The 13956-nt window shown below is 60.0% G+C and carries 12 protein-coding genes; 11 read left to right on the forward strand and 1 reads right to left on the reverse strand.

Translation table 11 applies throughout. The features are described from left to right. Nucleotides 1-353: 353 nt before the first annotated feature. The 11 genes from sppA to H7H48_RS17545 all read left to right on the forward strand — a co-directional run bounded on the left by sppA (nt 354) and on the right by H7H48_RS17545 (nt 11439). Complete coding sequence (gene sppA / locus H7H48_RS17495; RefSeq protein WP_229450333.1) at nt 354-1316, forward strand: signal peptide peptidase SppA; 963 nt, start codon at nt 354-356, stop codon at nt 1314-1316. Nucleotides 1317-1391: 75 nt separating this feature from the next. Beyond that, on the forward strand, nt 1392-1679 hold the full coding sequence (locus H7H48_RS17500) for an integration host factor subunit beta (RefSeq protein WP_229450334.1): 288 nt from the start codon (nt 1392-1394) through the stop codon (nt 1677-1679). 42 nt (nt 1680-1721) lie between these two features. Further along, the gene (locus H7H48_RS17505) at nt 1722-2048 is read left to right on the forward strand and encodes a LapA family protein (RefSeq protein WP_229450335.1); all 327 of its coding nucleotides are present in this window, start codon (nt 1722-1724) and stop codon (nt 2046-2048) included. A gap of 99 nt (nt 2049-2147) precedes the next feature. Continuing rightward, nucleotides 2148-3185: a class I SAM-dependent rRNA methyltransferase gene (locus H7H48_RS17510; RefSeq protein ID WP_229450336.1), complete on the forward strand. Its 1038-nt coding sequence runs from the start codon at nt 2148-2150 to the stop codon at nt 3183-3185. Continuing rightward, nucleotides 3182-4042: an RNA methyltransferase gene (locus H7H48_RS17515; protein WP_229450337.1), complete on the forward strand. Its 861-nt coding sequence runs from the start codon at nt 3182-3184 to the stop codon at nt 4040-4042. Before H7H48_RS17510 ends, H7H48_RS17515 begins: the two co-directional genes overlap by 4 nt. After that, nucleotides 4039-4536, forward strand: a complete 498-nt coding sequence (gene lspA, locus H7H48_RS17520) for a signal peptidase II (RefSeq protein ID WP_229450338.1) — start codon at nt 4039-4041, stop codon at nt 4534-4536. Before H7H48_RS17515 ends, lspA begins: the two co-directional genes overlap by 4 nt. A gap of 63 nt (nt 4537-4599) precedes the next feature. Beyond that, complete coding sequence (locus tag H7H48_RS17525; protein WP_229450339.1) at nt 4600-5595, forward strand: MDR family oxidoreductase; 996 nt, start codon at nt 4600-4602, stop codon at nt 5593-5595. A 67-nt stretch (nt 5596-5662) separates the two neighbouring features. Then, complete coding sequence (locus H7H48_RS17530; protein ID WP_229450340.1) at nt 5663-7957, forward strand: PAS domain-containing hybrid sensor histidine kinase/response regulator; 2295 nt, start codon at nt 5663-5665, stop codon at nt 7955-7957. Between the two features lie 497 nt (nt 7958-8454). Continuing rightward, entirely contained in the window at nt 8455-9330 is an 876-nt protein-coding gene (locus H7H48_RS17535; protein ID WP_229450341.1) for a GNAT family N-acetyltransferase, read from the forward strand. A 382-nt stretch (nt 9331-9712) separates the two neighbouring features. Further along, nucleotides 9713-11029: an AAA family ATPase gene (locus tag H7H48_RS17540; RefSeq protein ID WP_229450342.1), complete on the forward strand. Its 1317-nt coding sequence runs from the start codon at nt 9713-9715 to the stop codon at nt 11027-11029. A gap of 2 nt (nt 11030-11031) precedes the next feature. Beyond that, a complete protein-coding gene (locus tag H7H48_RS17545) occupies nt 11032-11439 on the forward strand; it encodes a hypothetical protein (RefSeq protein ID WP_229450343.1) in 408 nt (135 codons plus the stop codon). 107 nt (nt 11440-11546) lie between these two features. On the opposite strand, the gene H7H48_RS17550 is transcribed toward H7H48_RS17545, so the two are convergent. Further along, nucleotides 11547-13832, reverse strand: a complete 2286-nt coding sequence (locus tag H7H48_RS17550; RefSeq protein ID WP_229450344.1) for an NADP-dependent malic enzyme — start codon at nt 13830-13832, stop codon at nt 11547-11549. Nucleotides 13833-13956 lie beyond the last annotated feature (124 nt).

Consider the following 13956-nt stretch of genomic DNA (forward strand, 5'->3'; position numbering starts at 1 on the left):
CGTGTGCGCTACAGCGGACCAATGAACCGATCAGGGCTGAACCCTCCGGATGCTTACCGATCACGATCCGACGAGGAGCGCACGATCCATGAGGCGATACAACCCAACCCGGCTTCCGACCGAAACAGCGCAGCCACAAAACCCCGAGTTCCAAACTCGCCCCTTCTTACTCCATTCAATCCCAATATGGCTATTTTTGGATTAACGACAATGATTTAGGCGCAATTTTTGCGGCTTTCTCGCCCATGGCGTGTACTCGACGCAAAATCTTGTACAAAGGCGGTGGTCCCGGATTGGCCTTTGCACTAAAAGGCGCTTGGTCTGGACCGAAACCAGGTGAAAGCGAGGATGTCATGTCCACTCGAGCGGATGAACTGATCGACCGGCGGCGATTGCGGCGCAAGCTGACATTCTGGCGGATCGTGGCCTTTGCCGTCATTGTGCTGGCGATTGCGTTCGCCACACGTCAGATCATGGGAAGCGCAGTGGATGTTTCCGCAAACCACATTGCGCAGGTCAAGATTTCCGGAACGATCTTCGAAGATGACGAATTGCTGGAGCGGCTCCAGCGCATCCGCGAGGCCCCATCGGTAAAAGGCGTGATCCTGACGATCGACTCGCCCGGCGGCACCACAGCCGGGGGCGAGGCGATCTACGAAGAGGTTCGACGCCTCGCCAGCGAGAAGCCGGTGACAGCGCAGGTGGGCACACTGGCAGCATCGGCCGGTTACATGATCGCAAGCGCGACCGATCATATCGTTGCGCGCCAATCCTCAATCGTTGGGTCCATTGGCGTCCTCTTCCAATACCCGGATGTCAGCGGGCTGATGGACAAGCTGGGTGTAAAGCTCGAAGAGATCAAGTCATCGCCTCTGAAGGCAGAACCGTCGCCTTTCAAGCCGACAAGCGATAAGGCACGAGCGATGATCCGCGCCATGATTCTCGACAGCTACGATTGGTTCGTGGACTTGGTCACCGAGCGCCGTCCGTTGTCGCGGGACGAAGTCTTGAAACTTGCCGACGGTTCGGTATTTACCGGGCGTCAGGCGCTTGAGAACAAACTGGTCGATGGGCTTGGCGGCGAACGTGAAGCAAAAGAGTGGCTCGTTTCAAAGGGTCTCAGCGACGATCTCGACATTGTCGAATGGAAGAAACGCGAAACTGCCGGCAGTCTCCTTCTGCCTCAGATCGCTTCCCGCTTCCTCGGAGTACCCGAAGGCGGTGCCGACATCCTGCGCGAGCTCGGTGCCGACCGCATCTTCCTTGACGGTCTCCTATCGGTCTGGCAACCTGAAATGAAAAGGTTGACTGACTAAAAAAGCAAGCAAAATCATCTTTGTGTCACAGACACACGGTGCCAAACAGGGCAACTCAGCGGCGGAAAAGAATCCATGATCAAATCAGAGCTCGTGCAGACGATTGCCAATCGCAACCCGCATCTCTATCTGCGTGACGTGGAAAACATCGTCAACGCGATCTTCGAGGAGATTTCTGACGCGCTCGCGGAAGGAAACCGCGTCGAATTGAGAGGTTTCGGAGCATTTTCCGTGAAGAACCGCCCGGCCCGCACTGGTCGCAACCCGCGCACCGGCGAGTCCGTCGAAGTCGAGGAAAAATGGGTCCCGTTCTTCAAGACCGGCAAGGAATTGCGTGAGCGACTGAACGCGGAGAAAGACTGATCGGTCTTTCTCGAAGCCTCCAGAATTTAACAGTGGGTTGAAATGGCCAACCGCATCATTCTCGTACTCGTTCTCGTGCCGTTGGCAGTGATCATCATTGCTCTGGCGGTTGCCAACCGCGCCCTCGTGCCTTTCACCATCGACCCGTTCAATCCCGGCAATCCCGCGCTGACTGTCCATTGGCCGCTCTTCACCTACCTCTTTGGCTCTGCGGCGCTGGGCATGGTGATTGGCAGTCTTGCCACCTGGGTCCGTCAGGGGCGCTACCGCCGCGATGCACGTGAACGCAGAAAAGAAGTCGACAAGCTTCGCAAGGCTCCGCCTGTGGTCGCGAGCAATGCACCGCAGATCAAGCATTCCGCTTCGTGAGCGCTGTACGACAGAGCTGAAGCTGGTTGAGGCTTTGTTGCCTGTCGTGCGCGGCTATGGCAGAAGCGCGGGCGTGATCGCCCAGTTTCGGAGACCCGATTGAAGCCAGCGCGCCCCAAACGCCGGAACGAAGACCGGCGCAGCCCCAGGAAACACTCAGCGCCGAGCGAGAAGCCGCAACGGCAACCCGCGACAAGTGCTCCAAGTGCTCGTCTGGCGCCCCCGCGGCGCAGCAGTGCCCTGCCGGATGAGCGCCTGCCCGTCATTCTCGAAGTGCTGCCCAATGAAGACTATGCGCTACTCGATTCCGGCGGCGGGCAGAAGCTTGAGCAATACGGCCCCTATCGGATCGTGCGGCCTGAGGGGCAGGCGATCTGGCAACCTGCGCTTGGCCCGGCGGAATGGAACAGGGCGGATGCCATTTTCACCGGTGATACGGATGAAGAAGGCATGGGCCGCTGGCGTTTCCCCAGGGAGCCGCTCGGCGAGACCTGGCCCATGCGCCATGACGGGATCGACTATCTCGGACGGTTCACCTCGTTTCGCCATGTGGGCGTGTTTCCCGAGCAGGCGACCCACTGGTCGCACATGGAAACACTGGTGCGCGAGGCGCGCCGCCCGGTGAAAGTGCTGAACCTTTTCGGCTATACGGGGCTGGCCTCGCTGGTTGCGGCCCGTGCCGGCGCGGAAGTGACCCATGTGGACGCTTCCAAGAAGGCGATCGGCTGGGCGCGTGAAAACCAGGAAATGGCGGGCCTTGGCGACAAGCCGATCCGCTGGATCTGTGAGGACGCCGTCAAATTTGCCGAGCGCGAGGCGCGGCGCGGCAATGCTTATGACATCGTTCTGTTCGACCCGCCGGCCTATGGGCGCGGGCCCAAGGGCGAGGTGTGGCAGCTGTTCGAGGATCTGCCCTATCTGGCCGATCTCTGCCGCTCGATCCTGACACCCAAGCCGCTGGCGGTGGTGCTGACGGCCTATTCCATCCGCGCGTCCTTCTTCGCCATCCACGCCCTGATGCGCGACACATTCGCCGGCGATGGTGGCCGGGTGGAATCGGGAGAACTGATCATTCGTGAGAAGTCGGCAGGCCGCGCGCTGTCCACCTCGCTCTTTTCGCGCTGGGTGGCATCATGAGCGGACATGAAAACGAACGGCGCAGGCCGGGTCAGGTGAAGGAAGTCACCAGCCTCACCAATCCGATCATCAAGGATATTCGCGCGCTGGCGCAGAAGAAGTATCGCGACCGCGAACACGCCTTCATTGCCGAGGGACAGAAGCTGGTGATCGACGCGTTCGATGCCGGCTGGACGATCCGCACGCTTCTCTATGCCAAGGCGGGGCGCGGCAATGAGGCGGTAGAGCGGCTGGCCGCGCGCACCGTGGCATCCGGCGGTCTTGTTCTCATCGTCAGCGAAAAGGTGCTCTCGACCATCACCAAGCGCGACAATCCGCAGATGGTTGTCGGCGTCTTCGAGCAGAAGACGGTTAAGCTTGAAACCGTGAAGCCCGCCGATGGCGAGGTCTGGGTAGCGCTCGACCGGGTGCGCGATCCCGGCAATCTGGGCACCGTTTTGCGCACCGTGGACGCGGTGGGCGCAAAGGGTGTCATTCTGGTTGGCGACTGCACCGACCCGTTTTCCTTCGAGACGGTCCGGGCCACGATGGGCTCCATATTCGCCGTGCCCATCGTGCGCACGGGCGAAGAGGCGTTTCTCGCCTGGCGGAAAGGTTTTGCCGGCCGGGTTGTGGGCACGCATCTGAAGGGCTCGGTCGATTATCGCACCGTCGATTACAAGAAGGGGCCGGTCCTGCTCCTGATGGGCAATGAGCAGCAGGGCCTGCCGGACCGGCTTGCCGAAAGCTGCGACACACTCGTGCGCATCCCGCAGGCAGGGCGGGCGGATTCGCTCAATCTCGCCGTGGCAACGGGCGTCATGCTTTATGAAATCCGGCGCGAGGCGCTGCCGCTTGAAGAAAGGGCCGACGCATGAGCGCGCGCGCCATCGGGTTCTACGCGCTGCTGATCGTGCTCTTCACGGTCGCAGATCAGGTGGTGAAGGAAGTGGTCGAGACGATGATGCCGCTGCATGAGCGGATCGAGCTTCTGCCGTTCCTCTCGCTTCTGCATTCACGCAACACCGGTATTGCCTTCTCCATGTTTTCCGGCATGAGCGACATGGCACTCAGCCTCGTGATGGCAGGCGTGATCCTGTTCATCGGCTATCTCGCACTGCGCACGGGATCTGCCCAAAAATGGGCGCGCCTCGGCTTCGCGCTCATTCTGGGCGGGGCGTTCGGCAATCTCATCGACCGGCTCACCAACGGTTTCGTCACCGACTACATCTATTTCCACACGCCGGTCTGGTCGTTTGCGATCTTCAATCTGGCCGATGTGTTCATCACCGTCGGTGCGGGGCTTGTCATTCTCGACGAGTTTCTCGACTGGCGGCGCGGCCGCACGGACGGCCAGACGCACGCGGATTGACCTCGCGCCCGCCGCGCCGCAAAGTCTGCCATCATCGATGACCGTAACCAGCCGGAGTGAGTGATGGCGGACACGTTTCAAGCGGTTCTGATTTCGCGCGACGAGGACAAGAAGCAGTCCGTCGAGTGGACGGAGCTTTCCGAAGACGATCTGATGGAGGGCGACGTTACCGTTGCCGTGGAGGCAACCACGGTCAACTACAAGGACGGGCTCGCCATTACCGGCAAGGCCCCCGTGGTGCGGCGCTTTCCGCTCGTACCGGGCATCGATTTCGCCGGCACGGTGACGAAATCCACCCATGACGGCTGGAAAGAGGGCGATAAGGTCATTCTCAATGGCTGGGGCGTGGGCGAGACGCATTATGGCGCCTATGCCGGGCGCGCGCGGGTGAATGGCGACTGGCTGGTGCCGCTGCCCGATGGCATGACCCCGAAGGATGCGATGGCCGTGGGCACCGCCGGCTATACGGCCATGCTGTGCGTGATGGCGCTGGAGCGCCACGGCATCACGCCGGAACGCGGGCCGGTGGTGGTGACGGGGGCTGCCGGCGGTGTCGGCTCTGTCGCAATCGCGCTTCTGGCCGGGCAGGGGCATCACGTGATCGCCTCCACCGGACGCGCATCCGAAGCCGATTACCTGAAGGAGCTGGGCGCTGCCGAAATTATCGACCGGGACGAGCTCTCCGGTCCCGCCCGTCCGCTCGGCAAGGAACGCTGGGCCGGCGGCATTGATGCGGTGGGCAGCCACACGCTCGCCAATGTGCTTTCCATGACCTCCTATGGCGGCGCGGTGGCGGCCTGCGGGTTGGCGCAGGGCATGGACCTGCCGGCCAGTGTCGCGCCGTTCATCCTGCGCGGCGTCTCGCTGCTGGGCGTTGATTCCGTCATGGCGCCGAAAGAGCTGCGCATGGAGGCCTGGCAGCGCATTGCCAAGGAACTCGACCACAAGAAGCTCGGCGCGATCGCAAGCGTCGTGCCGTTCAGCGACGTGATTTCGGCTGCAACGGATATCATCGAGGGCCGGGTGCGCGGACGCGTGGTGGTGGAGATGCCCGGTTAAGCCATTCGCTAAAATTCGAACGGCGAGCCAAAAGCTTCCGTAATGCCCGCCGCCTATTGTTCTTGCCATGACAATGGTGGGGAAAGACAAAGGCGACCCGAAGCCGGCAAGGACGCTCTCTCCAGAGCGGCAGCCGCGCAAGAGGATCCGCATCAGGCCACCGGCGCTCGCGCCGGTGCGGCTTCCCGTACCCACACATCATGGCGAGGTGGCCATCGGCCTCGCGATCATCCTGATCGCCGGGCTCAGCCATCTGACGGGCGCCTCGCCGCTGGTCGGCATAGCGCTTCTGGGGCTGGGCGCCCTTGCGTTGGCCCTTGCCTTCCGCGCTTCCACGGCAGACCGGCGCATGGCGACTGCGCTTGCCGAATCCGAGACGGTCAATCGCGGCGAGCTCGAAGAACTGGCCGACCGCATGTGGGAGCTGCGCGAAAGCGAGGAGCGCTTTCACGGGCTGGTGGACGCGCTGGGAGACCTGATCGTCCACCGAGACCGGAGCGGCCGCATCGTCTATGTGAACCGCGTGTTTGCTGATCTGCTGGGCCGCGACCCTTCCACCCTGGTGGGCCGCACGCTGAGCCAGCTTGGCATCGATATCGGCCTCGTGCCGGATGCCGCCTTCACCGATGGTGAATGCCTGAGCTCCACCGATGTGGCGATCCACACGCGTGGCGGGGTGCGCTGGTATTCATGGATCGAGCACTCGGTGCGCGACGACAGCGCGGATTCGGTTTCGCACCGGGCCATTGCGCGCGACATCACCGCCCGCAAGCGGGCCGAGACGGCGCTGATCAACGCGCGCGAACGCGCCGAACAGGCAAGCCGCGCGAAATCGAGCTTCCTTGCCACGGTGAGCCATGAAATCCGCACGCCGATGAACGGCATTATGGGCATGGCGACGCTTCTGGCCGACACGGAACTGACGCTCGAGCAGCGCACCTATGTGGGGGCGGTTTCCACCTCGGCAAGCGCGCTTGTGGCGCTGATCGAGGACCTGCTCGACTATTCCAAGATCGAGGCGGGGCGGCTGGAGCTGGAGCCCCAGGCGCTTCCGGTGAACGAGCTCGTGGAAAACGTGGTCGAGCTTCTGGCTGCCCGCGCCTTTGCAAAGAACATCGGCCTTGGCTGCTACATCGCGCCGGATGTGCCCGAAACCATCACGGCGGATCCGGGCCGGCTTCGCCAGGTGCTGATCAACCTGCTCGGCAATGCGCTGAAATTCACCGATGAGGGCGGGGTGACGGTCGCGGTCTCGCGGGCGGAGAAGAATGGCGCTCCGGCGCTCCGGATTGCCGTTTCCGATTCCGGCCCCGGGCTCGAAAAGGACGACATCAACCGCATTTTCAAGGATTTCGAACAGGTGGACGGCAGCTCCACCCGCCGCCATGGCGGGGCGGGGCTCGGCCTTGCCATCACCAAGCGCATTGTCGACGCGATGAATGGCGCAATCAGCGTGGCGAGCACGCCGGGCGAGGGCTCGGAATTTGCCGTGCTCCTGCCGCTGGGCGCAGAGACGGAAGAGGCGGGCCGTGTCGAGCCGGTGCTCGAAGAGGTCAACGCCGTCATTCTCTCGCCCTTCGCGCAGGAGGCCGAAACCATCGCCATGACCGTGCGTGTGCATGGCGGGCGCGCGGCGATCGCTGCCACTGCGGAGGATGCGGCACGGCTCGCCGAAGAGAGCGGCCGGCCGTTCAACACGGTGCTGGTCGACGCCTCGCTTGAAAGCGACGATGGCGCGCTGATCACCCGTCTGCACGCGCTGGGCGTTGGTGGAGACCGCGCGCTGACGCTGATCACGCCATCGGAGCGCGGGCGGCTTCCCGCATTTCGCGCCAGCGGCTATGGCGCGTTTCTCGCGCGGCCCGTGCGGGGCAGGACGCTGCTGCGCCAGCTTTTGGGGAGCAAGAGCGAGACCACCTGGCCGGCTGCGGAAACGCATGATCGCACACATGATGCCGGAACCATGGGCCGGCGCGCGGGCGGGCTCAACATCCTGGTCGCCGAGGACAATGAGATCAACGCCATGCTGGCGCGCGCGGCACTGTCGCGGGCGGGGCACCGGGTCACGCTCGTCTCCAACGGGCGCGAGGCGGTGGAGGCGGTGAGCGCGCCGGGCACGCGCTTCGATGCGGTGCTGATGGATCTGCACATGCCGGTGATGGACGGGCTCGACGCCATCAACGCCATCCGCCGGCACGAGGAGGAGAGGGGGCTGGCGCCACTGCCCATCCTCGTTCTCACCGCTGACGGGCAGGAAGAGACGCGCAGCGGCGTGCTTGCCCATGGCGCCAATGGCTTTGTGACCAAGCCGCTCGACCCGGACGAGCTTCTGGCCGCGCTGGAACTGCAGGTCACGGCCTGAGAACAGGGGGGGCAGCTTCCTTGTTCAACACCGATGAGGGGACATGCGTAGGTGAGGAATGAGCGGTTCGATTGGGCGGGCTCCGACAGGGGATAGGGGCTGGTGCTTTTCAACGCACACCGCTTCTCCGTGTCTTCACCCTCATCCTGCGCTTGCTGAGCCTGTCAAAGGGCGAAGGGTGGGGTGGAGGCATGCGCGACCCTCGCCACCGCCGCTATACTCCATGCCGCCCTCGCCCTTCGCCCTTCGGCAAGCTCAGGACGCTCAGGATGAGGGCTGTGTGTGTCTTCCCCTTCCAAGCACCGCGTCATCCCGGGCTTGACCCGGGAGCCATTGAGAGGCAGGGCCGGGTTTCGCTGAAGGAGCTGCCGGTGCAGCAGGGGCGATGCCCGGACCGCACACCTGCTTGCCGCCTACCCCCCTGTGACGGTAGTGTCATAGTTCTGTCGCAAGCGACCACTATTTCAGCGTCAACGCCAAGCGGAGGAGAATCAGCAATGCAGGGCATCACGCTGAACCGGGCCCCTCTCGATGACCAGGCCGCAAGGCCGCCGCTCGCCGGCGATGCCGAGAACGCGCTTCTGGGCCGCATCGGCTCGCTCGAAGTGCGCCTTGCGCGCAGCGAGGAGGAGATTGCCGCGGCCCAGAGCATTCGCTACCGGGTTTTCTACAATGAGATGGGCGCGAAAGCGCCGCTCGGCGCGCTGAGTGCCGACCGCGATGCGGATGCATTCGATGCCGTGTGCGACCATCTTCTGGTGTTCGACACCGCGCTGCCGGGTGAGGATGTCGACCGCATTGTCGGCACCTACCGGCTTTTGACGCCGGAGGGCGCGCGCCGGGCCGGAAAATTCTACTCCGCAGACGAATTCGCCATCGAAACGCTGATGGCCCGCCATCAGGGCCGCCGCTTTCTGGAGCTTGGCCGCTCCTGCGTTCTGCCGCCCTACCGCACCAAGCGCACGATCGAGCTTCTGTGGCAGGGCATCTGGGCCTATTGCCGCAAGAAGCGCATCGACGTGATGATGGGCTGCGCCTCCTTCCCCGGCGTCGTGCCGGCGGCCCATGCGGAAGCGCTCTCCTTCCTCGGGCATTTCTGCCAGGTGGAGGCCGAGTGGCATGTGCGCGCCGTCGCCAGCCGCTATGCCCCGCTCGACCTGATGCCGAAGGAAGCGATCCAGACCCGCTCGGCGCTTGCCGCCATGCCGCCCCTCGTGAAAGGCTATTTGCGCCTCGGCGCCCGCTTCGGCGATGGCTGCGTGATCGACCATGATTTCGGCACCACGGATGTGTTCGTGGTCCTGCCGGTGGAGGCGATCTCGGACCGGTATATTAATTATTACGGGGCGGAAGCGCAGCGTTTCGCGGCTTGATTGATGGCCGCGCTGATGCGCGGCTAGGAGTGAGCGACATGAAGGCCGGGTGATGCGTGAGGCGCGTCGCCCGGTTTTTTAATGGTGGGGCGTGTCGTGTTCTGGAAGTTGCGTCTGCGTCGTACAAACAATTTCCCTGATCTGAACGATCTGGTCGCTTATCTTCAGCTTTAAGTAGACGCAAGGTCGAAGAGATTGTTGTTTCAGTTTGCAGAGAGGGGGCGGTAGATATCTAGAAATATATTTAGGAACTTAAAAAATATCTAGTGTCGGTACGTTGGTGGTTGAGAGGAGACCCAAAACAATTGACCTCCATGTAGTGATCCTGCTATTTTTAACATCTGAATGAATAAATTTTCCACTCAAAGAATATGGAGATGTTATGTCTTTAATTTCCATTCGCGATTTTTCTTGCATAAAGCAAGCTGATATAAAAATTAAGAAAGTTAATGTAATTATTGGTCCTCAGGGGTCAGGGAAAAGTGTTGCGACTAAGTTAATCTACTTCTTCAATGATATAATTCCGTCAATAATTTCGAGGGCCGAAGACGGAATGACCATAAACGAGTTCAAGGCGCATATAAAAAGGTCTTTTACTGTTTGGTTTCCGCCGCAAGCATGGGGGGATAAGCGGTTTCAGATTAACTTTAATGATGGGAAATTTGGTGTCCGAATATTGAGGAGAAAAATGGGTGGTAAACTATCGGGCGAAGTGTCTGTTAAATTTTCTCCTTGGCTTGATGAGCTTTACAGCGTTTCCCAGAGTGCATTTAATGAAATAAATGAGAAAATTTATGAAGATGATGATGAGGGGGTTGTTACATCGCATCATATTGAGATGTCTTCCAGAATAAGAGGTGCTATATGGTCTCATATTAGAAGAAGTGCCGATTTTAATGTTGTTAACAATCAGGTGTTCATTCCAGCTGGTAGAGCTTTTTTTACCAGCATTGGAAAGATGGTCGCTGGTCTTGAGCAGGGAGTGAGTCTAGATCCGGCGACGCTCCGGTTTGCGAGGCTCTTTGCGAGCTGGCGGGATCTGCCTAGTTATACTCCGAGAGCCTTAATGGAGGCGGATTTTCAGGACCGGCGCCGTAAAGTTATGATCGAATTCTTTGGCGGAGTCGTTCAAGTGAAAAGGGAGAGTGAGTTCATTGAGATGGAGGATGGTCGAAAGGTTCCCTTCTCTTCTCTGTCGAGTGGTCAGCAAGAACTTCTTCCTATATGGTTTTTTCTTGATAATATTATGTCTATTGATGAGAGAAATAGACACCGAAGCGCGATAATTAATCGAAGAACTTCCGATTTGATTTATATAGAAGAGCCTGAAGCGCATCTATTTCCAAAGGCTCAGTGCGACCTTCTTGATGTTTTGATTTCAAGAGTGACTGGAGGCAATCCTCGCAGGAGAATGATAATAACGACGCACAGTCCGTATTTGATGTCGCGCTTAAATGTTCTTCTAACGGCTGGAAGGCTTTCTCGTAGGAGGAAGATAAATACGAAAATTGGTCTTATTGTTCCGAGAGAATCGTGGCTTAACATTGAGGATTTCTCTGCGCTGAAAATTGATGATGGTGTTGTTTCGTCAATTATTAACGATGATGAGGGGCTGGTGGACGCTGTATTTCTGGATGAAGTATCCGATGTTATATCTCAGGATTTTGAAAATCTTTTGGAATTGGAGGGGGGGATATAATTATGTGTATAGATGTCGTAAGTCACAGTAAGATAAAGGTGGAGGAGAATAGGAAGAAGGTTGTATTTTTAAACAAAGAGCGTGAATCTTATGAGGTTGGTAGGATAGATGGTTGTTTAGTTTCGGAGGGGGTTAGGGCGGATTATTTTGTTTCAAACAAAGAAAAAACGGTCCTTATAGAGCTTAAGGGAATTAATATTTCTCACGCTTGTGAGCAGTTGTTTGCGGCGATTGAGCACAATAACGTAAAAAAGAATATAAAAGAGAATGTTGGATTTATTGTGGTTTGCTCTAGATTTCCAAAGGCTTCAACTACTGTCCAGCGGGCAAAGACGAAGGCGATGAATAAGTATAGGGCGAAATTCAGTGTTTTCTGTACGAGGGTAGAGTTGAATATTTCTGATTGTTGATTGGGTTGTTCTGGTTGTCGTGAGAGCAGACGTTTGGGTGATACGTTTTTCATGTTACCGAAGCCGCGCTCACGCGCGGCCCCATAGAATCTCGCCGCTGTCACAGCTCAAACCGCCGCATTATAAGCCGCAATCGCCGCCATGTTCACGATATCGGAATCCTTCGCGTTGAGCGAAACCACCTGAACAGACTTGTTCAGCCCCACCAGAAGCGGGCCGATGACGGTGGAGCCGCCCAGTTCCTGAAGCATCTTCGTGGAGATGGAGGCGGAGTGGAAGGCGGGCATGACCAGCACGTTGGCCGGGCCCGACAGGCGGCAGAAGGGATATTGCTGCATCAGGCTCGGGTTCAGCGCCACATCGGCGGCCATCTCGCCATCATATTCGAAATCGACCCGGCGCTTGTCGAGGATCTTCACCGCCTCCTGCACACGCTCGGAACGTTCGCCCGGCGGGTGGCCGAAGGTGGAGTAGGCGAGCATCGCCACGCGCGGTTCATAGCCCATGCGGCGGGCCTGTCCGGCGGCCTCCTCGGCAATGTCGGCCAGCTCCTCGGAATTGGGCATGTCGTGCACCGCCGTATCGGCCACGAGCACGGTGCGCCCGCGGCACAGCGCCAGCGTGACGCCGATCACCCGGTGGCCGGGGCGCGCGTCGATCACGCGGCGCACATCGTCGAGCACGGTGGAATAGTTGCGCGTCACGCCGCTCACCATCGCATCCGCATCGCCCAGCGCCACCATGGTTGCGGCGAAATGGTTGCGGTCGTTGTTGATCAGGCGCTGCGCATCGCGGAAGAGATAGCCCTTCCGCTGCAGGCGCTCATAAAGATAGTCGGCATAGATGCTGTTGCGGCGCGAAAGCCGCGCATTGATGATCTCGATGCCGGATTTGGAAAGATCGACGCCCGCCTGCCGCGCCGTCTCGCGGATCTGCTCCTCCCGGCCGAGAAGAATGGCGGTGCCAAGCTTCTGGTTCACATAGGAGGCGGCAGCCCGCATCACCTGTTCTTCCTCGCCCTCGGCAAAGACCACGCGCTTGGGCTGGCGGCGCACCCGGTCGTAGATGCGCTGGAGCGTCGAGGCGAGCGGGTCGCGGCGGGCCGAAAGCTCGTTTTCGTATTTCTGCATGTCGAGGATGGGGCGACGGGCAACGCCTGAACCCATCGCCGCCTTTGCGACAGCCACCGGCACCGCCGAGATGAGGCGCGGATCGAACGGCACGGGGATGATGTAGTTGGGGCCGTATTTGGGGCGGTTGCCCTGATAGGCGGCCGCCACATCGTCCGGCACGTCCTTGCGGGCAAGCTCGGCCAGCGCCTCGGCGGCGGCCACCTTCATCGCGTCGTTGATGGTGGTCGCGCGCACATCGAGCGCGCCACGGAAGATATAGGGGAAGCCGAGAACGTTGTTCACCTGGTTGGGATAGTCCGAGCGGCCCGTCGCCATGATGGCGTCGGTGCGGATTTCGGCCACTTCCTCCGGCGTGATCTCCGGGTCGGGATTGGCCATGGCGAAGATGATCGGGTTTTTCGCCATGGACTGCACCATGGCCGGCGTCAGCGCGCCCTTGGCCGAAAGGCCGAAAAACACATCCGCCCCTTCCAGCGCCTCGGCCAGCGTGCGCTTGTCGGTTTCGACGGCATGGGCGGATTTCCACTGGTTCATGCCTTCCTCGCGGCCCTTGTAGACCACGCCCTTCGTGTCGCAGAGGAAGACGTTTTCCGGCGCAAGGCCAAGCGATTTGGCAAGCTCGATACAGGCAATGCCGGCAGCCCCCGCGCCATTGCAGACAAGCTTGGTCGTCTTGATATCGCGGTCGGTGAGGTGCAGCGCGTTGATGAGGCCGGCAAGCGCGATGATCGCCGTGCCATGCTGGTCGTCATGAAAGACGGGAATGTCCATCAGCTCGCGCAACTGGCTTTCGATGATGAAGCATTCAGGCGCCTTGATGTCTTCCAGATTGATGCCGCCGAAGGAGGGGCCGAGCAGCTTGACGCAGTTGACGAAGGCGTCGGCGTCTTCCGTGTCGACCTCGAGATCGATGGAATCCACATCGGCAAAACGCTTGAAGAGGACGGACTTGCCCTCCATCACCGGCTTGGAGGCAAGCGCGCCCAGATTGCCGAGGCCAAGGATCGCCGTGCCGTTGGAGATGACGGCCACCATATTGCCGCGCGTCGTGTAGTCGAAGGCGCGGCTCGGGTCTTCGGCAATGGCCTGAACGGGCACGGCCACGCCCGGAGAATAGGCGAGTGACAGGTCGCGCTGTGTCGCCATCGGCTTTGTGGGGGTGATTTCCAGCTTGCCGGGTCTGCCGGATGAGTGGAAGTCCAGCGCTTCCTGCGGGCTGACGGATGGTCCCTGACGTTCGGACTTTTTATCGTTGGGCATGTCGGCTTGTTTCCTCCGGGAGACGGGCTCTGGCTTATGCTTTCTGTGGAGTTTTGCCAGTGACGGGTGCATAAGGCTACACTTTTGCCCAGTAAATGGCCAAGCAGATTGAAGCTGTTGATTT

Origin of the sequence: Nitratireductor sp. B36 (assembly GCF_020833685.1) — a bacterium.
Classification (GTDB): domain Bacteria; phylum Pseudomonadota; class Alphaproteobacteria; order Rhizobiales; family Rhizobiaceae; genus Nitratireductor.

Bases quoted from the DNA above. Each gene is read 5' to 3' on its own strand.
- sppA (WP_229450333.1), top strand. From the start codon at position 354: ATGTCCACTCGAGCGGATGAACTGATCGACCGGCGGCGATTGCGGCGC.
- H7H48_RS17500 (WP_229450334.1), top strand. From the start codon at position 1,392: ATGATCAAATCAGAGCTCGTGCAGACGATTGCCAATCGCAACCCGCAT.
- H7H48_RS17505 (WP_229450335.1), top strand. From the start codon at position 1,722: ATGGCCAACCGCATCATTCTCGTACTCGTTCTCGTGCCGTTGGCAGTG.
- H7H48_RS17515 (WP_229450337.1), top strand. From the start codon at position 3,182: ATGAGCGGACATGAAAACGAACGGCGCAGGCCGGGTCAGGTGAAGGAA.
- lspA (WP_229450338.1), top strand. From the start codon at position 4,039: ATGAGCGCGCGCGCCATCGGGTTCTACGCGCTGCTGATCGTGCTCTTC.
- H7H48_RS17525 (WP_229450339.1), top strand. From the start codon at position 4,600: ATGGCGGACACGTTTCAAGCGGTTCTGATTTCGCGCGACGAGGACAAG.
- H7H48_RS17530 (WP_229450340.1), top strand. From the start codon at position 5,663: ATGACAATGGTGGGGAAAGACAAAGGCGACCCGAAGCCGGCAAGGACG.
- H7H48_RS17535 (WP_229450341.1), top strand. From the start codon at position 8,455: ATGCAGGGCATCACGCTGAACCGGGCCCCTCTCGATGACCAGGCCGCA.
- H7H48_RS17540 (WP_229450342.1), top strand. From the start codon at position 9,713: ATGTCTTTAATTTCCATTCGCGATTTTTCTTGCATAAAGCAAGCTGAT.
- H7H48_RS17545 (WP_229450343.1), top strand. From the start codon at position 11,032: ATGTGTATAGATGTCGTAAGTCACAGTAAGATAAAGGTGGAGGAGAAT.
- H7H48_RS17550 (WP_229450344.1), bottom strand. From the start codon at position 13,832: ATGCCCAACGATAAAAAGTCCGAACGTCAGGGACCATCCGTCAGCCCG.